The organism is Streptomyces sp. NPDC049585 (assembly GCF_040675615.1).
Lineage (GTDB): Bacteria > Actinomycetota > Actinomycetes > Streptomycetales > Streptomycetaceae > Streptomyces > Streptomyces luteosporeus.
In genome coordinates, this window is the sequence record NZ_JBFAPE010000007.1 from 66,997 (window position 1) to 90,388 (window position 23,392).

24 protein-coding genes and 1 pseudogene are annotated in these 23,392 nt (G+C 70.9%); 5 read left to right on the plus strand and 20 right to left on the minus strand.

The window, feature by feature from the left end:
* Positions 1–10: 10 nt before the first annotated feature.
* Entirely contained in the window at positions 11–2,566 is a 2,556-nt protein-coding gene (locus tag AB0K17_RS10870) for an NACHT domain-containing protein (protein ID WP_365982812.1), read from the minus strand.
* Positions 2,567–2,650: 84 nt separating this feature from the next.
* Complete coding sequence (locus AB0K17_RS10875) at positions 2,651–3,595, minus strand: MerR family transcriptional regulator (protein WP_365982813.1); 945 nt, start codon at positions 3,593–3,595, stop codon at positions 2,651–2,653.
* 188 nt (positions 3,596–3,783) lie between these two features.
* Between AB0K17_RS10875 and AB0K17_RS10880 the strand changes: the two genes are divergently transcribed.
* Positions 3,784–4,179: a hypothetical protein gene (locus tag AB0K17_RS10880; RefSeq protein WP_365965701.1), complete on the plus strand. Its 396-nt coding sequence runs from the start codon at positions 3,784–3,786 to the stop codon at positions 4,177–4,179.
* Positions 4,180–4,183: 4 nt separating this feature from the next.
* Here AB0K17_RS10880 and AB0K17_RS10885 read toward each other — a convergent pair whose 3' ends face one another.
* Positions 4,184–4,549 carry a hypothetical protein gene (locus tag AB0K17_RS10885; protein ID WP_365965702.1) on the minus strand — a complete coding sequence of 122 codons (366 nt, stop codon included), beginning with the start codon at positions 4,547–4,549 and terminating at the stop codon, positions 4,184–4,186.
* Between the two features lie 199 nt (positions 4,550–4,748).
* Between AB0K17_RS10885 and AB0K17_RS10890 the strand changes: the two are divergent.
* Positions 4,749–5,036: pseudogene (locus tag AB0K17_RS10890) on the plus strand (chloramphenicol phosphotransferase); the annotation flags it as partial.
* Between the two features lie 28 nt (positions 5,037–5,064).
* On the opposite strand, the gene AB0K17_RS10895 reads toward AB0K17_RS10890, so the two are convergent.
* Genes AB0K17_RS10895 through AB0K17_RS10905 form a run of 3 tightly spaced genes read right to left on the minus strand, consistent with a single transcriptional unit; the run spans position 5,065 to position 7,586 of the window.
* Positions 5,065–5,433, minus strand: coding sequence for a holo-ACP synthase (locus tag AB0K17_RS10895; RefSeq protein ID WP_365965703.1), 369 nt, complete (start codon positions 5,431–5,433; stop codon positions 5,065–5,067).
* Positions 5,430–7,283 carry a glutamine--fructose-6-phosphate transaminase (isomerizing) gene (gene glmS / locus AB0K17_RS10900; RefSeq protein ID WP_365982814.1) on the minus strand — a complete coding sequence of 618 codons (1,854 nt, stop codon included), beginning with the start codon at positions 7,281–7,283 and terminating at the stop codon, positions 5,430–5,432. The genes AB0K17_RS10895 and glmS overlap by 4 nt, the downstream gene beginning before the upstream one ends.
* A gap of 24 nt (positions 7,284–7,307) precedes the next feature.
* Positions 7,308–7,586 carry a hypothetical protein gene (locus AB0K17_RS10905; protein ID WP_365982815.1) on the minus strand — a complete coding sequence of 93 codons (279 nt, stop codon included), beginning with the start codon at positions 7,584–7,586 and terminating at the stop codon, positions 7,308–7,310.
* 250 nt (positions 7,587–7,836) lie between these two features.
* Between AB0K17_RS10905 and coaA the strand changes: the two genes are divergently transcribed.
* Positions 7,837–8,760 (plus strand): type I pantothenate kinase, encoded by a 924-nt coding sequence (gene coaA / locus AB0K17_RS10910; protein WP_365965739.1) that lies wholly within the window; start codon positions 7,837–7,839, stop codon positions 8,758–8,760.
* Between the two features lie 154 nt (positions 8,761–8,914).
* Here coaA and glmM read toward each other — a convergent pair whose 3' ends face one another.
* The 3 genes from glmM to rplM form a co-directional block, all read right to left on the minus strand.
* Entirely contained in the window at positions 8,915–10,273 is a 1,359-nt protein-coding gene (gene glmM, locus AB0K17_RS10915) for a phosphoglucosamine mutase (protein ID WP_365965706.1), read from the minus strand.
* Between the two features lie 184 nt (positions 10,274–10,457).
* A complete protein-coding gene (rpsI, locus tag AB0K17_RS10920; protein WP_344435171.1) occupies positions 10,458–10,961 on the minus strand; it encodes a 30S ribosomal protein S9 in 504 nt (167 codons plus the stop codon).
* Positions 10,962–11,000: 39 nt separating this feature from the next.
* Positions 11,001–11,447: a 50S ribosomal protein L13 gene (gene rplM / locus AB0K17_RS10925; RefSeq protein WP_344435172.1), complete on the minus strand. Its 447-nt coding sequence runs from the start codon at positions 11,445–11,447 to the stop codon at positions 11,001–11,003.
* A 289-nt stretch (positions 11,448–11,736) separates the two neighbouring features.
* On the opposite strand from rplM, the gene AB0K17_RS10930 reads away from it, so the two are divergent.
* Positions 11,737–12,786, plus strand: coding sequence for a hypothetical protein (locus AB0K17_RS10930; protein WP_365982816.1), 1,050 nt, complete (start codon positions 11,737–11,739; stop codon positions 12,784–12,786).
* A gap of 30 nt (positions 12,787–12,816) precedes the next feature.
* On the opposite strand, the gene AB0K17_RS10935 is transcribed toward AB0K17_RS10930, so the two are convergent.
* Positions 12,817–13,629 (minus strand): hypothetical protein, encoded by an 813-nt coding sequence (locus AB0K17_RS10935; protein WP_365982817.1) that lies wholly within the window; start codon positions 13,627–13,629, stop codon positions 12,817–12,819.
* A 138-nt stretch (positions 13,630–13,767) separates the two neighbouring features.
* Between AB0K17_RS10935 and AB0K17_RS10940 the strand changes: the two genes are divergently transcribed.
* Entirely contained in the window at positions 13,768–15,837 is a 2,070-nt protein-coding gene (locus AB0K17_RS10940; RefSeq protein WP_365982818.1) for a glycosyltransferase family 4 protein, read from the plus strand.
* A gap of 37 nt (positions 15,838–15,874) precedes the next feature.
* Here the strand turns inward: AB0K17_RS10940 and truA are convergent, their stop codons facing one another.
* From truA to secY, 10 genes are all read right to left on the minus strand, one after another.
* Complete coding sequence (gene truA, locus AB0K17_RS10945; protein ID WP_365982819.1) at positions 15,875–16,738, minus strand: tRNA pseudouridine(38-40) synthase TruA; 864 nt, start codon at positions 16,736–16,738, stop codon at positions 15,875–15,877.
* Positions 16,739–16,814: 76 nt separating this feature from the next.
* The gene (rplQ, locus tag AB0K17_RS10950) at positions 16,815–17,279 is read right to left on the minus strand and encodes a 50S ribosomal protein L17 (protein WP_365965711.1); all 465 of its coding nucleotides are present in this window, start codon (positions 17,277–17,279) and stop codon (positions 16,815–16,817) included.
* Positions 17,280–17,444: 165 nt separating this feature from the next.
* Positions 17,445–18,467 carry a DNA-directed RNA polymerase subunit alpha gene (locus AB0K17_RS10955; protein ID WP_004946635.1) on the minus strand — a complete coding sequence of 341 codons (1,023 nt, stop codon included), beginning with the start codon at positions 18,465–18,467 and terminating at the stop codon, positions 17,445–17,447.
* Positions 18,468–18,584: 117 nt separating this feature from the next.
* Positions 18,585–18,989, minus strand: coding sequence for a 30S ribosomal protein S11 (gene rpsK, locus AB0K17_RS10960; protein ID WP_003948617.1), 405 nt, complete (start codon positions 18,987–18,989; stop codon positions 18,585–18,587).
* Positions 18,990–19,061: 72 nt separating this feature from the next.
* Positions 19,062–19,442, minus strand: coding sequence for a 30S ribosomal protein S13 (rpsM, locus tag AB0K17_RS10965; RefSeq protein WP_344435179.1), 381 nt, complete (start codon positions 19,440–19,442; stop codon positions 19,062–19,064).
* A 184-nt stretch (positions 19,443–19,626) separates the two neighbouring features.
* Entirely contained in the window at positions 19,627–19,740 is a 114-nt protein-coding gene (gene rpmJ, locus AB0K17_RS10970; RefSeq protein WP_003956441.1) for a 50S ribosomal protein L36, read from the minus strand.
* A 69-nt stretch (positions 19,741–19,809) separates the two neighbouring features.
* Positions 19,810–20,031, minus strand: coding sequence for a translation initiation factor IF-1 (gene infA / locus AB0K17_RS10975; protein ID WP_003956442.1), 222 nt, complete (start codon positions 20,029–20,031; stop codon positions 19,810–19,812).
* 163 nt (positions 20,032–20,194) lie between these two features.
* A complete protein-coding gene (map, locus tag AB0K17_RS10980) occupies positions 20,195–21,031 on the minus strand; it encodes a type I methionyl aminopeptidase (RefSeq protein WP_365965712.1) in 837 nt (278 codons plus the stop codon).
* A gap of 215 nt (positions 21,032–21,246) precedes the next feature.
* Positions 21,247–21,903, minus strand: coding sequence for an adenylate kinase (locus AB0K17_RS10985; protein WP_365965713.1), 657 nt, complete (start codon positions 21,901–21,903; stop codon positions 21,247–21,249).
* Positions 21,903–23,216 carry a preprotein translocase subunit SecY gene (secY, locus tag AB0K17_RS10990; RefSeq protein ID WP_344435182.1) on the minus strand — a complete coding sequence of 438 codons (1,314 nt, stop codon included), beginning with the start codon at positions 23,214–23,216 and terminating at the stop codon, positions 21,903–21,905. Before secY ends, AB0K17_RS10985 begins: the two co-directional genes overlap by 1 nt.
* Positions 23,217–23,392: the final 176 nt, after the last annotated feature.

The following is a 23,392-nucleotide window of genomic DNA, read 5'->3' on the forward strand; positions in this document are numbered from 1 at the left end:
GAGCCGACTCTCACCGCTCGCGGGCTGTCCGTTCCTCGGGCGAGGTGTCCAGAGTCGTGGCAATCACCTCGTGCAACTTCCCTAGAACGTCGGGAAGCGCCTGCCAGGCCGCCCCGTACTCGGTCAGGACATCGCTGAGGCCACCAGATTCCTCCATCGGTTGCAGCACCGCACTGGTGTAGTGCTCTTGGCTGAAGTGGCCGCATCCGAACAACAGCTGCGCGCGCACCAGCCGCGACGGGTGCCCCGCATACCGCGCCAGCAGCGGGATCGCCCTGTCGTCGCCGATCGTCGTCGCCGTCACCACCACCGCGTGGGCCACCTCGTCGCTCAGGCCCTCCGGGCCCGGGAGGAGGTCCAGGACGACGTCGCCCGCCTCCGCCAGGGCCTTCGCCGATTCGACGTCCCGGGGTGGGATCAGTTCCGACGCCGCGCGTTCGACCTTCGTACGGACCGCCGGGTCCACCTCCGTCGCGTGTTCCAGGCAGGCCGCCGCCAGCAGGTGCAGACGGTGGCGGTTCGCGTCCTCCTTCTCGCCGCGTTCCAGCAGCATCCCCAGCAGTTCCGCCCGCGCCCGCGGCGGCGCGTGGCCCACCGCCATGCGCAGGACGTCCTCCCATTGCGCGTCGTGCGCGTTGTTGACCAGGAGGTCGAAGTCCCAGTCGTCGACGGCCGCCTGGGCGCCCAGGTAGTCCTGGAAGGTGCGGTGGACGAAGTCGAGGGTTTCGCTCGTGGGGCGGCGCAGGAGGCCGCTGCGGACGACGAGGTGGCGCAGGATGTCCTCGGCTCCGCCGAGGGCGGCGACGGCCGGCATGGCGGGCAGGGCGCGGTCGAGGATCTCGACGGCCTTGTGCCATTCGATCTCGGAGCGGCCGTTGCGGATGAGCCAGTAGGCGATCTTCTGCAGGAGCGCGGTCTGGGCCTGTTCGAGTTCGGGGCCTTCGAGGCCGGCGACGATGTCGCGTTCGCGGTCGCGGCGGATGAGGAGCAGGTCGAGGGCGGCGCGGTAGAGCTCCATGCGGCCGTGGGGCAGGTAGCCGCGGCGGGCGCGGTTGAGGGCGCAGATCAGGGCGCACATCAGCGGGTTGGTGGCGAGCCGGCCGAGGTCGCGGGTGGCGACGACGGCGGCGGAGAGGGTGTCGCGGAAGGCGCGCAGGCGTGCGTCGTGCCGGGCGCCTGCGGCTTCGTGCCAGCGGTCGATGAAGGCGAGGACGTCGCCGCGGCTCATGGGCAGGAGTTCGAGTTCGGTGAAGCCGGATTCGGTGAGCCATCCCTCGCGGACGGCGGAGGGCCGGGTGGTGATGACGTAGCGGGCGTCGGGGTAGGCGGCGAGGAGGTCCTTGAGCCAGGCCAGGGTGCGGCGGCGGTCGGCTTCGGGGACTTCGTCGACGCCGTCGACGAGCAGCAGGGCGGTGCCTTCGGTGAGGCGGCGGGTGACCCAGCCGCGGGCGGCGGGGAGTCCGGCGAGGGGGCCGGCCGCGGCGGCGAGGAATTCCTCGGGTTGGGGCAGTGTCCCGCGCCGGATGAGGGTGCGCAGCGGGAGGGTGAGGGGGATGCATCCGCTGAGGTGGCCGAGGGCGGGCGGGAGGTCGCCGCGTGCGGTGACGGTGGCGAGCCACTGCAGCAGGGTGGTCTTGCCGGAGCCGGCGACGCCGCGCAGCAGGACGCGGTTGCGCCCGGCGAGTGCTTCTTCGGCGCGGCGGGGCGAGGTCAGGGCCCGGTCGGCGCCGGGGAGGGTGAAGCCTTCGCCGGCGCCGGTGAGTTCGAGGCTGAGGTAGGCGGTGTCCAGGGGCCAGGTCTCGCCGTCGCCGTCGGTGAGGGTGAGGCCGATGATGGTGAGTTCGCCGGACTTGCCGATGACGTACTCGCGTAACCGTCGCTCGAATTCCTCCACTTCGAGCTGTTGCTTCGAGGCGAGGGAGCGGGATTGCGGCCGGTCGCCGGCGAGGACGCACTCCTGCAGGAAGCGGAAGTCCTGCCACAGGGTTTCGGCGGGGGTGATGGTCAGGCGGCCGTGGGCCCATCCGCCGGGGTCGGCGTGGACGACGCCGGCGAGCAGGCCGCCCACGAAGACGGCGGCTCCGGACATGCCCGCCCAGGGTGAGGTGCCGTCGCCGGGGGCGGCCGGTGCGCCGTGCTCGCAGTCGAGGACGTACCGGCCGCCGAGCAGGTTGCTGCCGGGCTTGAGGGTGCCGACGAGCTGCTCGCTGTCGAGTTCGCCGGCTCCGTCGCGCTGGACGTGGGGGTAGCCGATGGCGTGTGCGCCCGGCCAGGCCCGCAGGTCGTACGCGCGCCCCCACACCAACGGTTCGAAGTGTCCGGCGACTTCCTCGTGCACCAGGTCGCGGTCGGCGACGAGCAGGGCGACGTCGCAGCGGCGGTTGTCGTCGCGTGCCCAGGTCACCCGGCAGCGCACCCTGCCGGTGCCGCCGGGGACGATCACCGCCGGTTCGGTGCAGCCGGCGACGACGTGGGCCGCGGTGAGCACGACTCTCGGTGTCAGCAGGTACCCACTGCCCTGGCTGCTGCCGAGCACCGCCGCGATGCGTTCCCTTGCCGGGTGCACTCCCCCGCCCCCTTCGACCTCTGCCGTACCGCCGGGCTCGAGGTGACGATACGGCAGCGGGGCGAGGAGGGAAGGGGCAACGGCTCAGGCGGTGCGGGACGCCCGTACCGCCGCGGTCAGCCAGTCGACGGCCGGGCCCATGTCCGGGGCGGGCCAGCCGTTGATGACGGAGATCAGGCGCCAGTAGTGCTCGTAGCGGGAGTCCCTGGCGACGTCGAGGCGCTGCAGCAGCCAGGCGCGGAACTCCGGCCCGTCACTGCGGCCGCTGAGCTCGGCGCACTGGCGCACGAGTTCGTCGGCGACCGGGCGGGCCGCGTCCGACTCCGGCGCGATGCCGGCGGCGCGGGCGTCGGCGGTCCGCTGCCGGATCAGCTCGGCGAGCCGCTCGGCCTCGGAGGGCGCCGGCCGGTCGACGTCCTTCAGGGCCTCGATCTGGTCGATGGCGGCCTTGCGCATGCCGGCGCGGAAGTCGTCGTCCTGGAGGAGTTCGGCCAGTTCGACCCAGGCGTCGAGCTGGGCCTGCGTGGGGTCGTCCGGCAGGTCGGGCATGGCTGCGCGCATCGTGGCGAGGAAGCCGGGGTCGACGTCCAGGCCCTGGAAGGCGCTGTCGATGAAGGTGGTGACCAGGTGGCGGCGTTCCCGGTCGGACAGGGTGGCGAGCTTGTGCATGAGTTCCATCTCCTCCGGTGCGGACCCGCGTCCGGCCACCGCGCGCAGGACGGCCCGGCGCAGCCGCAGCGTGCGGATCTGCGTCTCCAGGGCCTCGGCGTGCACCGCGGCGACCTCGGCGACGGTGACCTCGCGCTCCAGCACCCGCTGGATGGTGGCGAGGCCGACCCCGAGGTCGCGCAGTGTCCGGACGAGGCCGAGCCGGGCCAGGGCGTCCTGCCCGTAGCGGCGGTAGCCGGCGGGCGTACGGTCGGCCGGCGGCACCACGCCCGCATCGGACCAGAACCGGATGGTCCTGACCGTCAGGCCGGTCGTCCGGGCCAGTTCGCCGATGGAGTACAGGGGGGTGTCGTCGTCCATGTCCGCCACCTTGGGGTCTCCCGTCGCTGGAGGGTCAAGCCGGCGGGCGAGGAGCGCGCGAGCCGGTTGGGCCGAGCGGCTGAATGTGGCACCCGGGCGCTCGTCCTCCTGTGGGTTGCCGGGACGCTGCGCGACAACCGCAGCACGATACGTCGGGGACGAGTGGGTCGACCGTGCGGAGGAGCGTCGTGAAAAGAGTCGTGCAGGCGGTGACGTTCGCCGGGACCTGTGGCCTGGCCCTGTTCGGTACCACGGACGCGCAGGCGCAGACCGCTCCCGGCGGATCCCTGCTGGCCGCCGTGGTGGGCGCCGATCTGGGCACGGTGACGAGCATGGTGTCGGGGGTCGCCTGCGACAACCGCCTGGCCGACTTCCACTACAAGTCGCCGGTGACCCGTGCGCCGCACCCTTGTATCAACGGTCCGGTCGACAGCGGAAACAGCAGCAACAGCAACAACTTCCTCAACCACGGCAACCCGGTGGACAGCGGCAACATCGAGACCGCGGCGGGCTCGACCAACAGCCTCAACACCGCCAAGGGATCCGAGCACAACAGCGAGAACGACATCGCCCGGCTGCGCTAGGGCGTCACCGGTACAGGTCGGCGGCCTTCCCGAGGTCCTGCTGCTCGTTGGCGCTGCCCGCGGCAGCGCCCGTACCGGTGGAGCCGGAGTTCACGGAACCGGCGTTGTTCGTGGGGCTTCCGCTGCTGCTGGGGTTGCCGGTGATCCGGACGTTCTGCGCGTTGCTGGAGTTGCCGCTGTTCACGGGGCCGTTGACGCACGTCCGGGCCCGCCCCTCGCAGGTGAACCCGGCGTGGAAACGGATGTACGTGTCACCGTCGGCGTCGAAGGGCCCGACGCCCCCCGCCGCGGCGGGCGACGCCCCGACCCCGGCCAGGAGGAGGCCGAGGACGCCCGTGCCCACCGTCTTCATGCCACTGGTTGTCTTCACTGTGCGGTCCTGTCCCTCGCGGTCGGCGCATGCTGCAGACCTCCCTACCGGGAGCCCCCGTACCGGCCAAGCCCGCAGGACGACCGGCCTGCCACGTTCACCCTCTCCGACTACCGGTATTCACCGTGACGGCCCTTTCACGGGCGCGGCCCGGGCCCTGCCGCCCGCCGGAAATCCGTCGCGGCCCTGCGGACGGCCCGCCTACGGTGGCCGCGTCGTCCTCGACGAGGTCTTCCTGGACGGCGCGGCGTCGCAGCAGCGCCTGCGGGAGGGCCTGGCGGGGCTGGAGGTCCTGTGGGCCGGCGTCCGGTGCGACGGCACGGTGGCGGCGGGCCGCGAGATCGCCCGCGGCGACCGGGTTCAGGGGATGGCAGCCCTGCAGGCGGAGAGCGTCCACGTCGGCGTCACGTACGACGTGGAGGTCGACAGCACCCGCGCCGAGTCGATCGAGTGCGCCCGTCTCATGGCCGCAGCCGTGAAGCGGTAGCTCTGCAGCGGGCGCACTCCCCGTGCCCCTACCCCTCCGCGATCACCACCGCCGAGGCCACGCCCGCGTCGTGGCTGAGGGAGAGGTGCCAGGAGCGGACGCCGAGGGCCTCGGCGGCGGCCGCCACCGTGCCGCTGACGACGAGGCCGGGGCGGCCGCGGTCGTCGGTGGTGACCTCCGCGTCCGTCCACAGCAGCCCGGGCGGCGCGCCCAGCGCCTTGGCCAGGGCTTCCTTGGCGGCGAAGCGGGCCGCCAAGGAGGCGATGCCGCGCCGTTCGCCGCTCGGCAGGTACCGCTCGCGTTCGACGAAGAGGCGGTCGGCCATCCCGGGCGTGCGCTGCAGGGCCGCGTCGAAGCGCTCGATCTCGGCGACGTCGATGCCGACTCCGACGATCATTCGACCGTCACCGACTTGGCGAGGTTGCGCGGCTGGTCGACCTCGTTGCCGCGGGCCGTGGCGAGTTCGCAGGCGAAGACCTGCAGGGGCACGGTGGCGACGAGGGGCTGCAGGAGCACGGGCGTGGGCGGGATCTCCACCAGGTGGTCGGCGTAGGGGCGTACGGCCTCGTCGCCGCGCTCGGCGATGACGATGGTGCGGGCGCCGCGGGCGCGGATCTCCTGGATATTGGAGACGATCTTGTCGTGGAGGACGGAGCGCCCGCGCGGCGAGGGGACGACCACGACGACCGGCACGTCCTTCTCGATGAGCGCGATCGGGCCGTGCTTGAGCTCGCCGGCCGCGAAGCCCTCGGCGTGCATGTACGCCAGTTCCTTGAGCTTGAGCGCGCCTTCCAGGGCCACCGGATAGCCGACGTGCCGACCGAGGAAGAGGACGGTGTTCTTGTCGGCCAGGGAGCGGGCGAGCTCGCGCACCGGCTCCATGGTCTCCAGGACCTCCTCCACCTCCTGCGCGATCTCGGACAGCTCGTGGATGACGGAGCGGATCTCGTCGCCCCACTTGGTGCCGCGCACCTGCCCCAGGTACAGCGCCACCAGGTAGCAGGCGACGAGCTGGGTGAGGAACGCCTTGGTGGAGGCGACGGCGACCTCCGGCCCGGCGTGCGTGTAGAGGACGGCGTCCGACTCGCGCGGGATCGTCGAGCCGTTGGTGTTGCAGATGGCCAGCACCTTGGCGCCCTGTTCGCGGGCGTGCCGCAGGGCCATCAGGGTGTCCATGGTCTCGCCGGACTGGCTGATGGCGACGACGAGCGTGCGCTGGTCGAGGATCGGGTCGCGGTAGCGGAACTCGCTGGCGAGCTCGGTCTCGCAGGGGATGCGGGTCCAGTGCTCGATGGCGTACTTGGCGATCAGCCCCGCGTGGTAGGCCGTGCCGCAGGCGACGATGACGACCTTGTCGACCTCGCGCAGCACGGAGTCGGGGATGCGGACCTCGTCGAGGGTGAGCGAGCCCGCCGCGTCGATGCGGCCGAGGAGGGTGTCGGCGACGGCGCGCGGCTGCTCGGCGATCTCCTTGAGCATGAAGTAGTCGTAGCCGCCCTTCTCGGCGGCGGAGGCGTCCCAGTCGACGTGGTAGGCGCGCACGGCGTCGTCGGCCGGGTTGCCGTCGAAGTCGGTGACGCGCACGCCGTCGCGGCGCAGCTCGACGACCTGGTCCTGGCCGAGTTCGATGGCGTCGCGGGTGTGGGCGATGAAGGCGGAGACGTCGGAGGCGAGGAAGTTCTCGCCGTCACCGATGCCGACGACGAGGGGGGAGTTGCGGCGGGCGCCGACGACGACCTCGGGGTCGTCGGCGTGCACGGCCACGAGGGTGAAGGCGCCTTCGAGGCGGCGGCAGACCTGGCGCATGGCCTCGGCGAGGTCGCCGCAGGAGGAGAAGGCCTCGGAGACCAGGTGGGAGACGACCTCGGTGTCGGTCTCGGACTGCAGGCGGTGGCCGCGGTCGGTGAGCTCGGCGCGCAGGTCGGCGAAGTTCTCGATGATGCCGTTGTGGACGACGGCGACGCGGCCGGGGTTGTCGAGGTGGGGGTGGGCGTTGGCATCGGTGGGTCCGCCGTGGGTGGCCCAGCGGGTGTGGCCGATGCCGGTGGAGCCGGAGGACAGGGGCCGGTCGGCCAGTTCCTTCTCCAGGTTGGCGAGCTTGCCCGCCTTCTTCGCGGCGGCGAGCCCGCCGTCGGCCAGGACCGCCACGCCGGCCGAGTCGTAGCCGCGGTACTCCAGCCGCCGCAGCCCTGCCAATACGACGTCGAGGGCGCACTGCCCTCCCACATAACCAACGATTCCGCACATGGACTGCAGCGTACGACCCCGGGGTCAACGCCCGCGGTCGATCCGGTCGATGGCGTCCTGCACCATCTCCAGGTACTCGACCTCCTCGCAGCGCGGTTTGCTGCCGAGAACATAGCGGTCGAGGCAGTCGGAGAGGTCCTGGCCGATGTCCTCGTCCGGCAGTTCGGCGGCGAGGTCGCCGCGCACGCGGTCGGCGAAGACGGCGCGGGCCGCGCCGCGGGACGGCCGGTGGGGGCGTACGAGCCGAAGTGCGCCGCTGCAGGCGCGGCGGACGCGGCGGGCGGCGAGGCGGAGGACGAACAACGCGACCCCTGGTGCGACAGGTGGGGGCAGAGGCGGGCGGACGCTATTCCTGACTTGCGGGTAAGTACAGGGCCCGGACGGAACTTCACCCACGGTCGTCACTCACTTCCCTACCGTCACGACGGAACCGCCACCCGGGCGTGAACCCCGCCCCGCGGACGCGCACAATGGGCCCGTGCCCACCACCACCGAGCAGCCGCAGCAGCGACGCCGCGGCGGCGACTCCCCCGCACAGCAGTCCTCGCCCTTTGTGGACCTGACCAGGGCGCAGTGGAGCGCCCTGCGCGAGAACACGCCGCTGCCGCTGACCGCGGCGGAGGTCGAGCGGCTGCGCGGGCTCGGCGACGTGATCGACCTGGACGAGGTCCGCGACATCTACCTGCCGCTCTCGCGGCTGCTGAACCTGTACGTGGGGGCCACGGGCAGCCTGCGCGGCGCACTGAACACGTTCCTGGGCGAGAAGGGCGCGCAGCGCGGCACGCCGTTCGTCATAGGCGTGGCCGGCAGCGTGGCGGTGGGCAAGTCGACCACGGCCCGACTGCTGCGGGAGCTGCTGGCACGCTGGCCCGAGCACCCGCGCGTGGAGCTGGTCACGACGGACGGCTTCCTGCTGCCGAACGCCGAGCTGCACCGGCGCGGGCTGATGTCGCGGAAAGGTTTCCCCGAGTCGTACGACCGCCGGGCCCTGACGCGCTTCGTCGCGGATGTGAAGGCCGGCAAGGACGAGGTGAGCGCGCCGGTCTACTCCCACCTCACCTACGACATCGTCCCCGGCGAGCGGTTGACCGTGCACCGGCCCGACATCCTGATCGTCGAGGGCCTGAACGTGCTGCAGCCCGCCCAGCCCGGCAAGGACGGCCGTACGCGGGTGAGCCTGGCCGACTACTTCGACTTCAGCGTGTACGTCGATGCGCGGGCCGAGGACATCGAGCGGTGGTACTACGAGCGGTTCACGAAGCTGCGGGCAACGGCCTTCCAGGACCCGAACTCCTACTTCCGCCGGTACACGCAGGTGTCGGAGGAGGAGGCGCTGGACTACGCCCGCCGCAACTGGCGCACCATCAACAAGCCGAACCTGCTGGAGAACGTGGCCCCGACGCGCGGCCGCTCCAACCTGATCCTCCGGAAGGGCGCGGACCACAAGGTGCAGCGGCTGTCGCTACGGAAGCTGTAGGGGCTGCGCCCCGTAGGGGCGCGGGGCAGTGTCGTTCTGCGGCTGCCGCCGCGTGGGCGCGATCGGCCACCGACGCGCCCGCACTTCATCTGCGGGCGCGTCGTGGCTTGTTGCGCAGTTCCCCGCGCCCCTTCGGGGCGCAGGCGGCGGGCGGCTAGCCCAGAGCCGTCCGCACGACCTCGGCCAGCTGCTCGGCAACCTTCGTCGCCTGCTCGTGGTCCGCGGCCTCGACCATGACCCGCACCAGCGGCTCCGTGCCCGAGGAGCGCAGCAGGACGCGGCCGGTGCCGCCCAGCTCGCGCTCGGCGGCGTTGACGGCGGCGGCGAGCTCCTCGGAGGTGCCCACGCGGGACTTGTCAACGCCGCGCACGTTGATCAGGACCTGCGGCAGGCGCTCCATGACGCCGGCCAGCTCGGCCAGCGGGCGGCCCGTGGCGGCCACGCGGGCGGCCAGCATCAGGCCGGTCAGGGTGCCGTCGCCGGTCGTGGCGTGGTCCAGGACGATGACGTGGCCGGACTGCTCGCCGCCGAGGGCGAAGCCGTTCGCCTTCATCTCCTCCAGGACGTAGCGGTCGCCGACCGCGGTCTGGACGAGCTGGACGCCCTCGCGCTCCATGGCGAGCTTGAAGCCCAGGTTGGACATGACGGTGGCCACGACGGTGTTCTTGCGCAGCGTGTCCGCCTCGCGCATGGCCAGGGCCAGGACGGCGAGGATCTGGTCGCCGTCGATCTCGTTGCCCTGCGCGTCCACGGCCAGGCAGCGGTCGGCGTCGCCGTCGTGGGCGACGCCCAGGTCGGCGCCGTGCTCGACGACGGCGGCGCACAGCTTGGCCAGGTGGGTGGAGCCGCACTCGTGGTTGATGTTGAGGCCGTCGGGCTCGGTGCCGATGGTGACGACCTCGGCGCCGGCGCGGGCGAAGGCCTCGGGCGAGACGCGGGCGGCGGCGCCGTGGGCGCCGTCGATGACGACCTTCAGGCCGTCGAGGCGGTTGGGCAGGACGCCGATGAGGTGGGCGACGTAGTTGTCGAAGCCCTGGTCGTAGTCGCGGACCCGGCCGACGCCGGCGCCGGTGGGCCGGTCCCAGGGCTCGCCGGAGGCGTGGGCGCGGTAGGTCTGCTCGATGCGGTCCTCGAGCTCGTCGGCCAGCTTGTGGCCGCCGCGGGCGAAGAACTTGATGCCGTTGTCGGGCATCGCGTTGTGGCTGGCGGAGAGCATGACGCCGAGGTCGGCGCCGAGCGCGCCGGTGAGGTAGGCGACGGCCGGCGTGGGCAGCACGCCCACCCGCAGGACGTCGACACCGGCGCTGGCGAGCCCGGCCACCACGGCGGCCTCCAGGAACTCCCCGGACGCACGCGGATCACGGCCGACCACCGCCACCGGGCGATGGCCCTCGAACGTGCCCGCCTCGGCGAGCACGTGCGCCGCCGCGACCGACAGGCCGAGCGCGAGCTCGGCCGTCAGATCGGCGTTGGCGACACCGCGCACGCCGTCCGTACCGAAGAGTCGTCCCACTGGTGTCCTCCGAAAAACGCGGGAGTGCGGGGCCCGGCACGAGCCCCCTTGCTTGAGCTGTCGAGTCTGTGCGGCTTTGACCCCCCGCGCCGCTTTTCATCCTCGGGCCGTCAATGGCCGAACGCCCCGGCGGCACGAGAGAACGTGTCGCCGGGGCGTTCGAGCAGTGCAGCAGAAGCCGCGATTAGCGCTTGCTGTACTGCGGAGCCTTGCGGGCCTTCTTCAGACCGGCCTTCTTGCGCTCGACCGCACGGTCGTCGCGGCTCAGGAAGCCGGCCTTCTTCAGCGGGCCGCGGTTGTTGTCCACGTCCGCCTCGTTCAGGGCGCGGGCCACGCCCAGGCGCAGGGCGCCGGCCTGGCCGGAAACGCCGCCACCCGAGATGCGGGCGATGACGTCGTAGCGGTCGTCGAGCTCGAGCACCTTGAAGGGCTCGTTGACTTCCTGCTGGTGCACCTTGTTCGGGAAGTAGTCCTCGAGGGTGCGACCGTTGATCTTCCACTGACCGGTGCCCGGAACGATCCGGACGCGGGCGATGGCGTTCTTGCGACGGCCCAGGCCGGCGGCCGGCTGCGGCTCGCCGAAGCGGGACGCGAGGGACTCGGAGGTGTACTCCGACTCGACGACCTCGGTCTCGGTGGTGTACTGCTCGACGTCCTCGATCGGCGTCTCGGCGGTGGTCTCAGCCACTGGTTCTCCTCAGACTTTCTGGTTCGGCGGTGGCCGGGACTAGCCCTGCTTGACCTGGGTGATCTCGAACGGAACGGGCTGCTGGGCGGCGTGCGGGTGCTGGTCGCCCGAGTAGACCTTCAGCTTGGAGAGCATCTGACGGCCGAGGGAGTTCTTGGGCAGCATGCCCTTGACGGCCTTCTCGACGGCCTTCTCCGGGTTCTTGTCCAGCAGCTCGTCGTAGCGGACGGAGCGCAGACCACCCGGGAAGCCGGAGTGGCGGTAGGCCATCTTCTGGATCTTCTTGTTGCCCGACAGGTGCACCTTGTCGGCGTTGATGATGACGACGAAGTCACCCATGTCCATGTGCGGCGCGTACACGGGCTTGTGCTTGCCGCGGAGCAGCGACGCGGCCGTGGAGGCCAGACGGCCCAGGACGACGTCCTGGGCGTCGATGATGTGCCACTGGCGCTGGACATCGCCGGGCTTGGGGCTGAACGTACGCACGGTCGTAGCCTTCGCTTCGTTAGTGAGTGGGTCCTGACACGGGTCCACCGTGTCGATCACACGGTCTCGGCCGCACACGGGGACGCAACCCGCATGCCGGCCCACCGGTACTCGACCTGGCGGACAAGCGTAAGGGCCCCTCGCGTGAGAACGACCAAGCCAATACGCATAACGAACTCGTAGAGTACCGGGCCGTCCCCACCGGGGTCAAAACGTCCCGCCGGGCCCGCACAGGCCGCCCGGGACCGGCGCTGCCGCGGCTTCGGGGCCCCGGTCTACGATGCACGCCATGAGTTTCGGGCAGGCAGGGCCGCACGGGGGCCAGCAGGAGGGCCGGCACGGGGGCCCGGGGGAGACGCAGCCGGTCACGCCACCGCCGTGGGGGCAGCAGCCGCAGCGGCAGGCACCGCCCCAGGTGCCCCCGCCGCCCGCCGCAAGCCACCTCGGCCCCGGCGGCGCCCCCATGCCGCCCGGCGCGCAGCTGCCCGGCTGGCAGCAGCCCGCCGCCCCGGCGGACACCCCCGACTGGTCCGCCCTCGCCGAATCCGGCGCCGCCCGGGACCGGCGCCGCAAGCTGCTGATGATCGGCGGCGGCGTGCTGGCCACGGCGGCCGTCGCCGGGATCGTGGCCGCGGCCGTGGCGCTCTCCGGCAAGGACGACAAGGACCTGCCGCCCGCGCAGAAGCTGCCCAGCGCCTCCGCCGGCACCTCGGAGCCGACGTTCTCGCAGAACACGCCCCCGCCGAACCCGCTCGAGTTCATATCCAGCGCGGACAAGGACACCGCCCCGCTCAACACCAAGACGATCTTCCCGCACACCAAGCCGTCCATCGACAAGCGGCAGTACGAGCGTGTGGCCACCCACACCGCCCTGACCTGCTCCGACGCCACGCAGGGCGGCCTGGGCCACGTCCTGGCCCGCAACGACTGCCGGCAGGTGCTGCGCGCCACCTACGTACGCGACGGCGTCGCGGTCACCGTCGGCGTGGCCGTCTTCGACACCAAGGTCAAGGCCGACCAGGCCAAGGTCGACTTCACCGGCAACATCACCCCGCTGACCGGCGGCGAGGCGCCCAGCTTCTGCAAGGGCACCGCCTGCCGGCTGACCGCGAACTCGCAGGGGCGCTACGCCTACTTCACCGTCGCCGGCTACACCGACGGCTCCGCGGTGCCGGACAACGACACCAAGGCGCTCCAAGCCGGCCGCGACCTGTCCGGCTACATCTTCCGCCGGATCATGGACCGCGCCAACGCGGCGGCCGCCGGGCAGCCCCAGCCGTCCGGGAAGCCCTCCGACAAGCCCGCGCAGATTCCCTCGGGGAAGCCCTCTTCGAGCTGAGCGGCGAGCCCGGCGCTTTACTCCGGCGGGTTACTCCGGCGCCTCGCCAGCGCCCGCCTCGCCGCCCTCGTCCGGGGCCTGGACCGGCAGGCGGGAGGGCGGCACCGCCGGCGGCCGCGCCGCCCGGTCCAGCCGCTCGACCTTGGCCACCTGCGCCGCCACCAGCGCCTGCGGGATCTCCACGGCCGACGGGTCGGACAGGTGCGTGGCGAAGAACATCGACAGCATCGACCCCGTGCGCACCACGGTCACCAGGCTCGGGGCCCGCTCCGCGGCGTTCACCAGGCGGTACGCCACGGCCTCGTCCCCGATCCGCGGCGCCGGCAGCACCGTCACCGTGGAGAAGCGCTGCGGCTGCCCCTCCCCCGTGCGCATGGCGAAACCGCCCGCGCAGCTGCCCGCCGCCGTCCGCAGCCCCCGCAGCGTGGCGCGGGCGCCGTCCCCCTCGTACGCCGAGACCCGGATCGTGCCGAGCAGGCCCTGGAAGCGCCGGTCGCCGGTCGTCCGGGAGAAGGTCCGCACCACCGAGGCCACGGGGGCCGGCTGCTGCCGGGACCCCAGCGCGACCACCAGCGGTCGGCAGGCGCTGCTGCGCGTGGTCGGCGTGCCGCTGCCCGCCGAGCCGGCGGACGCGCGCTCGATCGCGTACCCCGGCACCTCCCGGGCCCCCAGCTCCACGTGGGCGAGGTGTCCCCGGTCGAGCGCCGCGAGCGCGTGCGGCCCGCCGTCGGCCCGCGGCTCGTCCTTGCCCTCGCCACCCCTGCCGCCGCCCGCCACGCCGCAGCCGGCCACCAGTGCCAGTACGGCGGCCGCCGTCACGGCCCCGCGCCTCCCAGTACCCACGTAAGTGGCCTCCTCATGAATTCGCGCGGCGTGACCCACGCCACAATGTAGGCTGCGCTGGCGAACGAGAGAGTCCGGACACACCCAGGCCAGGGGGAAGGACGGCCGCGGCGCCCGCGCGCCGCCGCCCACACCGCCATGAAGATCTCTTTCCTTTTGCAGAACGCCTACGGCATCGGCGGAACCATCCGCTCCACCTTCAACGTGGCCGGCGCCCTCGCCGCCCGTCACGACGTGGAGATCGTCTCCGTCATCAGAAGCGGCGAGAAACCCCGGCTGGCCCTGCACCCCAGGGTCAGGGTCGTCAACCTCATCGACCAGCGCACCGACAAGGGCATCGACCTCGACGACCCCCTCCTGCGGCAGGACAGCGAGTACGTCCCGCCCGCCGAGGCCAAGGGCGCCCACTTCAGCGCGCTCACCGACCGCCGGGTCGCCGCCCACCTCGCCGCCACCGACGCCGACGTCGTCATCGCCACCCGCCCCGGCCTCGTGATGTACCTCGCCGAGTTCGGCCGTGACCGCCGCTACCTGCGCATCGGCCAGGAACACCGCATCTACGGCACCCACGAGCCCGCCATCCGCGCCTACCAGGACGCCTCCATCCCCCACCTCGACGCGCACACCACCGTCTCCGAGGCCGACGCCGTCACCCACCGCGAAGCCCTGCCCGGCATCACGACGAAGATCGTCTGCATCCCCAACGGCTGCCCGCCCTCCGAGGTCGAACCCGCCGACCCCACCACCAAGCTCGTCGTCGCCGCCGGCCGGCTCATCCCCGTCAAGCGCTACGACCTGCTCATCGGCGCCTGGGCCCAGGTCGCCGCCGCCCACCCCGACTGGCGCCTGCGCCTGTACGGTCGCGGCCCCGAGCACGCCAAACTGCGCGCCCGCATCGACAAACTCGGCCTCAACGAATCCATCACCCTCATGGGCGCCCACTCCCCCATCGAGCCCGAATGGGCCAAGGGCTCCATCGCCGCGGTCACCTCCCGCGAGGAGTCCTTCGGCATGACCATCGTCGAGGCCATGGGCTGCGGCGTCCCCGTCGTCGCCACCGACTGCCCGCACGGCCCCGGCGAGATCATCAGCGACGGCGAGGACGGCCTGCTCGTCCCCGTCGGCGACACCGACGCCATCGCCAAGGGCCTGCTCACCCTCATCGAGGACGACGACCTGCGGCGCACCATGGGCGAGGCCGCCCGCCTCTCCGCCCGCCGGTACGCGCCCGAACGCATCGCCGACGCGTACCTCGCGCTCATCGACGACCTCGGCGGGCCCCGCCCGGCGGCCGCCCCCGCCGCGGACCCGGCCCTGCGGCTTCCGCTCAAACGGCGCCTGCGCCGCCTCGCCGGACGACTCCACCGCGCCCTGCGCCCGCGCCCCTCCACCAGCCCGCCCCCGGCGAAGAAGGTGCTCAAGGACGTCGTCGTCCGCAAACCGCTGCGGCCCGTCGCCTCCTGCCGCGTCGACGCCGCCGGCGACATCCGGGTCCTTGTCGACCCCACGGGCGTCAGCGGCCACACGCTCTCCCTGACCGTCACCCGGCGCAAGGAGGGCAAACCCCTCACCGTCCCCCTCGACCCCCCGGCCGACGGCACCGGCCCCTGGACGGCCGTCCTGCGCCGCACGGAGCTGCGGCTGGCCGAAGGCCGCTGGGACCTGCACGTCGTCCGCGCCGAGGACAAGGCCCGCCGCCGCGTCGTCGCCCACCTCCCCGAAGGCCGCCGCCTCCTCGCCCTCGACCCCCTGCCCGGCTCCCCCTTCACCTGGTGGATCCCCTACTCCACCGTCGACGGCTACCTCGCCGTACGCGCCTGGTACCGCGAGGCCCACGCCGAGGCCCGCACGGTACGGGTGCGCGACGACGCGTTCACGGTGGAGGGCACGGTGCACGGCGCCGCGGAGCTCGGCTCCGGGGCGACGGTGTTCGGGCGGCCGCGGGGCGAGGGCGGCACGGAGGTGACGGCGGACGTGGAGGTCCTCACCCCCACAACGTTCCGCTTCACCCTCCCCCACGAGCGCCTGGCGCCCCGCCCGGCCACGTGGGACCTCTTCCTGCGCCCCGCGGCCTCCGCGGACCCGATCCGCATCGGCCGTCTGACGGGCGACATCGTGGACCGCAACAAGACGGACGTCTACCCGGTCGTGTCGGGCATCCGCCCGTACTTCACGGTGACGAGCGACCTGGCGGTGACGGCCGAGTAGAGCGGGGGTCCGGGGGCGCAGCCCCCGGAAACACCCCTCAGCAGCAGCCGCCCCCGACGGCACCCGGCAACGTCCGCCGGTTGCGTGCCTCCCGGTTCCGGGCCGCCAGTTCGGAGTCCGCCGGGTAGCCGACCTCCTCCAGCGTCAGCCCGTGCGGCCGCACCACGTGCACGGCCGAGTCGCGGACGCCCGCGGCCAGCACCTTGCCCGGCCATTCGACCGGCCGGTGCCCGTCGCCGACGAACAGCAGGGCGCCCACCAGCGAGCGCACCATGTTGTGGCAGAAGGCGTCCGCCCGCACCGTGGCGGTGATGATGCCCGACGCGTCGCGCTCCCAGCTCAGTTGCTGCAGGGTGCGGATCGTCGTGGCGCCCTCGCGCCGCTTGCAGTAGGCCGCGAAGTCGTGTTCGCCGAGCAGCGCCTGCGAGGCGGCGTTCATGGCCTCGACGTCCAGCGGCCAGTCGTGCCACAGGACGTGACCGCGCAGCAGGGGGTCGACGCCGCCCGGGTGGTCGACCACCCGGTAGGCGTACCGGCGCCAGATCGCCGAGAAGCGCGCGTTGAAGCCGGCCGGGGCGGGCGCCGCGCGCCATACCCGGACGTCGTGCGGGAGCCGTCCGGCCAGCCTGCGCAGCAGCTTGTCCTCGTGCTCGGCCCACAGCTCCGCCGGCAGGTCGACGTGCGCGACCTGGCCGCGGGCGTGGACGCCGGCGTCCGTACGGCCGGCGACCGTTAGCTCGAAGGTCTCCTTCGAGCGGGTCACGGTGCGGATGGCGTCCTCGATCTCGCCCTGCACCGTGCGCTGGCCCTCGCGCTGCCTGGCCCAACCGGAGAAGTCCTTGCCGTCGTACGACAGGTCCAGCCGCACCCGCACGTACCCGGGCTCCACCTCGTCACTCACCGAGTGTTTCCTCTCAGAATGCGGGACGGGCCCGCCCCCGGAAAGGGGCGGGCCCGTCACTGACACGTCGGGCGCGTCAGGCGTCCTTCGACTCCTCGGCCGGAGCCTCGGCAGCGGCCTCGGACTCCTTGACCGCGCGCTTGGTCGCGGCCTCGGCCTCGGCGACGGTCGCCTTCTTCGCGATCTCGCCCTCGACCAGCTCGATCACAGCCATCGGGGCGTTGTCGCCACGACGGTTGCCGATCTTGGTGATGCGGGTGTAGCCACCCGGACGCTCGGCGAAGCGCGGAGCGATCTCGGTGAAGAGGGTGTGGACGATGCCCTTGTCGGTGATCGTCTGCAGCACCTGGCGACGGTTGTGGATGTCGCCCTTCTTCGCCTTGGTGATCAGGCGCTCGGCGACCGGACGCAGGCGGCGGGCCTTGGCCTCGGTCGTCGTGATGCGGCCGTGCTCGAAGAGCGCCTTGGCGAGGTTCGCCAGCAGCAGCTTCTCGTGCGCGGCGCTGCCGCCGAAACGGGCACCCTTGGTGGGACGCGGCATGGTATTTCTCCTAGAAGTCTGCCCCGGCCGTATCAGGTACCGGAGTCAGTATCCGAGCAGGCGGTCGCCTGTCGGAGATCCGGGGCGAGCCCCGGAAGGCCCGCGCCCCGTAAGGGGCGCGGGGAACTGCGCGACCAGCCACAGCGGGCCGGCAGCCAAAGACCGTCAGTACTGCTCGGTCTCCACGAACCCGGCATCCGCGTCGTCGTCCGCGCCAAACGCGTCGGCGGCAGCGGTCGGGTCGAATCCGGGCGGGCTGTCCTTGAGGGCCAGGCCCATGCCGGCCAGCTTCGCCTTGACCTCGTCGATCGACTTCGCACCGAAGTTGCGGATGTCGAGCAGGTCGGCCTCGGAGCGGGCGACGAGCTCACCCACGGAGTGGATGCCCTCGCGCTTGAGGCAGTTGTAGGAGCGAACGGTGAGCTCGAGCTCCTCGATCGGCAGCGCCAGGTCGGCGGCCAGGGCGGCGTCCGTGGGGGACGGGCCCATGTCGATGCCCTCGGCGTCGATGTTCAGCTCGCGGGCCAGGCCGAACAGCTCGACCAGGGTCTTGCCGGCGGACGCCATGGCGTCGCGCGGGCGCATGGCCTGCTTGGTCTCGACGTCGACGATCAGCTTGTCGAAGTCGGTGCGCTGCTCGACACGGGTCGCCTCGACCTTGTACGTGACCTTGAGCACCGGCGAGTAGATGGAGTCGACCGGGATGCGGCCGATCTCCTGGCCCACCTGCTTGTTCTGGACGGCGGAGACGTAGCCGCGACCGCGCTCGACGGTCAGCTCCATCTCCAGCTTGCCCTTGGCGTTCAGCGTCGCCAGGACCAGGTCGGGGTTGTGCACCTCGACACCGGCCGGCGGGGCGATGTCGGCGGCGGTGACCAGGCCCGGGCCCTGCTTGCGCAGGTACATCACGACCGGCTCGTCGTGCTCCGAGGAGACGACCAGCTGCTTGATGTTCAGGATGAGGTCGGTGACGTCCTCCTTGACGCCCGGCACGGTGGTGAACTCGTGCAGGACACCGTCGATGCGGATGGACGTGACCGCCGCACCCGGGATCGAGGAGAGGAGCGTACGACGCAGGGAGTTGCCGAGGGTGTAGCCGAAGCCCGGCTCCAGCGGCTCGATGACGAACCGGGAACGGAACTCGTCCACGACCTCTTCGGTCAGGGAGGGGCGCTGAGCGATCAGCATGTGTGGATCAGATCCTTCAGTCGTGGGCGCCCGCTATTTGACGCCCGCTGCTACTGCAAGGGTACGGGCGGCACGGCCGAAAGGCCGTACCGCCCGAAAGCACAGGTGTGCCGGACCTCAGACGCGACGGCGCTTCGGCGGACGGCAGCCGTTGTGCGGCGTGGGGGTGACGTCCTGGATCGAGCCGACCTCGAGGCCGGTGGCCTGGAGGGAGCGGATCGCGGTCTCACGGCCGGAGCCGGGACCCTTGACGAAGACGTCGACCTTGCGCATGCCGTGCTCCTGCGCACGACGGGCAGCCGACTCGGCGGCCATCTGCGCGGCGAACGGGGTGGACTTCCGGGAGCCCTTGAAGCCGACGTGGCCGGCGGAGGCCCAGGAGATCACGTTGCCGGTCGGGTCCGTGATGGACACGATCGTGTTGTTGAACGTGCTCTTGATGTGCGCGTGGCCGTGAGCGACGTTCTTCTTTTCCTTGCGGCGCACCTTCTTGGCAGCGCCCTGACGTCCCTTGGGGGGCATGTCTTAACTCCTACTGGAGGGAGGTGGTCGGTCCTACAGCGAAGACCGCTTGGTGAGCGAGTCCGCTGCGGACTACTTCTTGCCCGGCTTCTTCTTGCCGGCGATGGCGCGACGCGGGCCCTTGCGGGTACGAGCGTTCGTGCTGGTGCGCTGACCGTGGACGGGCAGGCCACGACGGTGACGCAGACCCTGGTAGCAGCCGATCTCGACCTTGCGGCGGATGTCGGCCTGAACCTCACGACGGAGGTCACCCTCGGTCTTGATGTTGGCGTCCACGTACTCGCGGATCGCGACGAGCTCCTCCTCGGAGAGGTCGCGAACGCGGGTGTTCGGGTTCACGCCGGTGGCAGCCAGCGTCTGCTTCGAGAGGGTCCGGCCGATGCCGAACACGTAGGTGAGGGCGACCTCCACGCGCTTTTCGCGCGGGATGTCAACACCGGAAACGCGTGCCATTCAATGGCTCCAGTTGATCGTTCGGAGGTCTTCCACAGGACCACTCCCGGAGGCCGTATGAGGTACCTGTCGGGTCCCCGGCCTCCGACCGGGGGTGTCGCCCTCCGTTACAGAGAGGGACGAGTCCTGCGTATGTACGTTTTCGCTTGCGTCGCGCGAAGAATCTGCGGGTGCAGGTTCTGCGTCAGCCCTGGCGCTGCTTGTGGCGCAGGTTGTCGCAGATGACCATGACCCGGCCGTGGCGGCGGATCACCTTGCACTTGTCGCAGATCTTCTTGACGCTCGGCTTGACCTTCATGGGATGTGAGGTTCTCCGGGTCAGTGCCACTGTCCGTCACGCAACGTGACGCGACGGAGAGGGCAAGATCTACTTGTAGCGGTAGACGATCCGACCGCGCGTGAGGTCGTACGGAGAGAGCTCCACGACGACCCGGTCATCCGGAAGGATGCGGATGTAGTGCATACGCATCTTGCCGCTGATGTGCGCGAGGACCTTGTGACCGTTCTGGAGCTCCACCTTGAACATGGCGTTCGGCAGAGACTCGATCACGGTGCCCTCAATCTCGATGGCACCTTGCTTCTTGGCCACGCTTCGCCTTTCGAATCGGCTACCTTGATCGACTCCGATGATCCGATTACCCATTTGATGGACGGGCATGCGGATACACGAGAGCCGACGCATCAGTCTACGTCAGGGAAACGGGAAAGCCTAATCCAGGGATCAAGCTCGGGTGTCCCCAACCCCTCGGGCCCTACGCCAGCGGGTCCGGGGCCGCCACGATGCCCAGCTGGGCCAGCTTCGCCTTGCCGCCGTCGGGGGCCGTGAGGACCAGGGGGCCCTCCTCCGTCAGGGCGATGGAGTGCTCCCAGTGGGAGGACCAGGTCTTGTCGTCCGTCAGGACGGTCCAGTCGTCCTCCAGGACGTGCGTCTTCGCCGTGCCGAGGCTGACCATCGGCTCGATCGCGATGCAGAAGCCGGGCACCAGCTTCGGGCCCTTGCCGCGCTTGCGGGAGACGTAGTTCAGCAGGTGGGGGTCCATGTGCATCTCGGAGCCGATGCCGTGGCCGCCGTAGTCCTCGATGATCCCGTACTTGCCGCTGGCGGGGCGGGGCTGGCGGCGGATGTAGCCCTCGATCGCCTTGGAGATGTCGACGAGGCGGTTGCCGTTCCGCACGGCCGCGATGCCGGCCCACATCGACTCCTCGGTCACCCGGGAGAGCTCGTGCAGCTCGGGGGCGTGGCCGGTGCCCACGAAGGCCGTGAAGGCGGCGTCCGCGTGCCAGCCGTCGATGATGGCGCCGGCGTCGATGGAGATGATGTCGCCGTCCTTCAGGACGGTCTTGTCGTCGGGGATGCCGTGGACGACGACCTCGTTCACGGAGGTGCAGATCGTGGCGGGGAAGCCCCCGTACCCGAGGAAGTTCGACTTCGCGCCGTGGTCGGCGATCACCTTGCGGGCGACCTGGTCCAGATCCCTGGTCGTGGCACCCGGCACGGCCGCCTCCCGGGTGGCCGCGTGGATGGCGGCGACGACCAGCCCGGCCTCGCGCATCTTCGCGATCTGCTCGGGGGTCTTGATCTCGACCATGGGGGACTGCCTTCCTGGCTGTACGTCGACTCTGCTCGAACAAACACTACGGCCGCGATGCCCCTATGGGCACCGCGACCGGGGGTTGCTCAGAGCAACCATGAATTGAGGAACCCACGCGGCGAGCAACCACCTCCGCGAGAGCGGCGGCGGTTTAGCCGCAAAAAGGGGCCGCGATGCCCCGGGGGGCATCGCGGCCGTCGTTACAGCAGTGATCAGGCGGCTTCGCGCTTGAGCGCGGCCATCGCGCGGTCCGTGACCTCGGCGACCTTGCCGAGGGCCGAGATCGTCACCACGAGGTCCTGCGCCTTGTAGTAGTCGATGATCGGCTCGGTCTCGCTGTGGTAGACCTCCAGCCGCTTGCGGACGGTGTCCTCGCTGTCGTCCTCGCGCTGGTACAGCTCGCCGCCGCAGGTGTCGCAGACACCCTCCGCGGCCGGCGGGTTGTAGATCACGTGGAAGATGTGGGAGCTGTCCTTGCGGCACATCCGGCGGCCGGCGATGCGCTTGACGACCTCGTCCTCGGGGACCTCGAGGTCGAGGACGGCGTCCAGCTTCAGGCCCTCGGCCTGGAGGAGCTCGTCCAGCGCCTTGGCCTGGGCCAGGTTGCGCGGGAAGCCGTCGAGCAGGAAGCCGCCCTCGGCGTCCGCCTGCTGCATCCGGTCCTTGGCCATGCCGATGGTGATCTCGTCCGGGACGAGCTGGCCGGCCCGCATGTACTCCTGGGCCTTCTTGCCCAGCGGCGTGCCCTGGCTGATGTTCGCCCGGAACAGGTCGCCCGTCGAAATGTGCGGGATCGCGAGGTTCTTGGCGAGGTACGCGGCCTGCGTACCCTTGCCGGCGCCGGGCGGCCCGACGAGGACGATTCGCATCAGCGGAGGAACCCTTCGTAGTTGCGCTGCTGAAGCTGGCTCTCGATCTGCTTCACAGTCTCCAGACCGACACCCACGATGATCAGGATGCTGGTTCCCCCGAACGGGAAGTTCTGGTTTGCGTTGAGTGTGACCAGTGCCACCGTGGGGACCAGGGCGATCAGACCCAGGTAGAGCGAGCCGGGCCACGTGATGCGGTTCAGCACGTAGCTCAGGTACTCGGCCGTGGGACGACCCGCCCGGATGCCCGGGATGAATCCACCATACTTCTTCATATTGTCGGCAACTTCTTCGGGGTTGAAGGAGATGGCGACATAGAAGAACGCGAAGAAGACGATCAGCAGGAAGTACGTGACCATGTAGATCGGGTGGTCACCCTTGACCAGGTTGGCCTGTACCCACTGCGCCCAGTCCGCCTTGGAGCCGGTGAACTGCACCAGCAGCGCCGGGATGTAGAGCAGCGACGAGGCGAAGATGACCGGGATCACACCCGCCTGGTTCACCTTCAGCGGGATGTAGGTCGAGGTGCCGCCGTAGGACCGGCGACCGATCATGCGCTTCGCGTACTGCACGGGGATGCGGCGCTGGGCCTGCTCGACGAAGACCACCAGCGCGACCATCGCAAGGCCGCACAGGATCACCAGGCCGAACTCCAGCCAGCCACCGACCAGCTTGCCCTGCATCTTGATGGCCCACAGGGCGCCGGGGAAGCCGGCGGCGATGGAGGTGAACATGAGGATCGACATGCCGTTGCCGATGCCGCGGTCGGTGATGAGCTCACCGAGCCACATGATCACCGACGTGCCGGCGGTCATGGTGATGACCATGACGACCGTGGTGAAGATCGACTGGTTGGGGACGATCTGGTTGCCGACCGTGCAGTTCCCGAAGAGCGCACCGCTGCGCGCGGTGGCCACGAGGCCGGTGCCCTGGAGCACGGCGAGGGCGACGGTCAGATAGCGCGTGTACTGCGTGATCTTGGCCTGGCCCGCCTGGCCCTCCTTCTTGAGGGCTTCCAGGCGCGGGATCACCACGGTGAGCAGCTGAAGGATGATGCTCGCCGTGATGTACGGCATGATCCCCAGCGCGAAGATCGTGATCTGCAGCAGCGCACCGCCGCTGAACATGTTCACGAGGCCGAAGAGGCCCTGCCCACTCTTGGCCTGGTCCATGCACGTCTGGACGTTGCGATAGTCCACCCCCGGCACGGGGATGTGCGCCCCCAGCCGGAAGAGCACCATGATGCCCAACGTGAACAGCAGCTTCTTGCGCAGGTCGGGCGTCTTGAACGCCCGGGCGAACGCGGTGAGCACGGTGCCTCCTGCGGCGCCCCCCACGTGGATGCGCGAGGGGTGACGGTCTTGAGAATCGACGAATGCTGGCTAATACGTAACGGTCAAAGTCCGCGTGGGCATGGGCCGCGCGAAAGTTAACAGTGCACGCCACCTTACCGGCGACCGTGCCCCCCTTGGAACGACCAACCGGGGAT

Coding starts and splice junctions, on each gene's coding strand:
- AB0K17_RS10895 (WP_365965703.1), bottom strand. CDS start 5,433: ATGATCGTCGGAGTCGGCATCGACGTCGCCGAGATCGAGCGCTTCGAC.
- rpmJ (WP_003956441.1), bottom strand. CDS start 19,740: ATGAAGGTCAAGCCGAGCGTCAAGAAGATCTGCGACAAGTGCAAGGTG.
- AB0K17_RS10875 (WP_365982813.1), bottom strand. CDS start 3,595: ATGGACGACGACACCCCCCTGTACTCCATCGGCGAACTGGCCCGGACG.
- AB0K17_RS10940 (WP_365982818.1), top strand. CDS start 13,768: ATGAAGATCTCTTTCCTTTTGCAGAACGCCTACGGCATCGGCGGAACC.
- glmS (WP_365982814.1), bottom strand. CDS start 7,283: ATGTGCGGAATCGTTGGTTATGTGGGAGGGCAGTGCGCCCTCGACGTC.
- map (WP_365965712.1), bottom strand. CDS start 21,031: ATGGTCGAGATCAAGACCCCCGAGCAGATCGCGAAGATGCGCGAGGCC.
- AB0K17_RS10955 (WP_004946635.1), bottom strand. CDS start 18,467: ATGCTGATCGCTCAGCGCCCCTCCCTGACCGAAGAGGTCGTGGACGAG.
- rpsM (WP_344435179.1), bottom strand. CDS start 19,442: ATGGCACGCGTTTCCGGTGTTGACATCCCGCGCGAAAAGCGCGTGGAG.
- AB0K17_RS10985 (WP_365965713.1), bottom strand. CDS start 21,903: ATGCGAATCGTCCTCGTCGGGCCGCCCGGCGCCGGCAAGGGTACGCAG.
- rplQ (WP_365965711.1), bottom strand. CDS start 17,279: ATGCCGCGTCCCACCAAGGGTGCCCGTTTCGGCGGCAGCGCCGCGCAC.
- AB0K17_RS10930 (WP_365982816.1), top strand. CDS start 11,737: ATGAGTTTCGGGCAGGCAGGGCCGCACGGGGGCCAGCAGGAGGGCCGG.
- rpsK (WP_003948617.1), bottom strand. CDS start 18,989: ATGCCCCCCAAGGGACGTCAGGGCGCTGCCAAGAAGGTGCGCCGCAAG.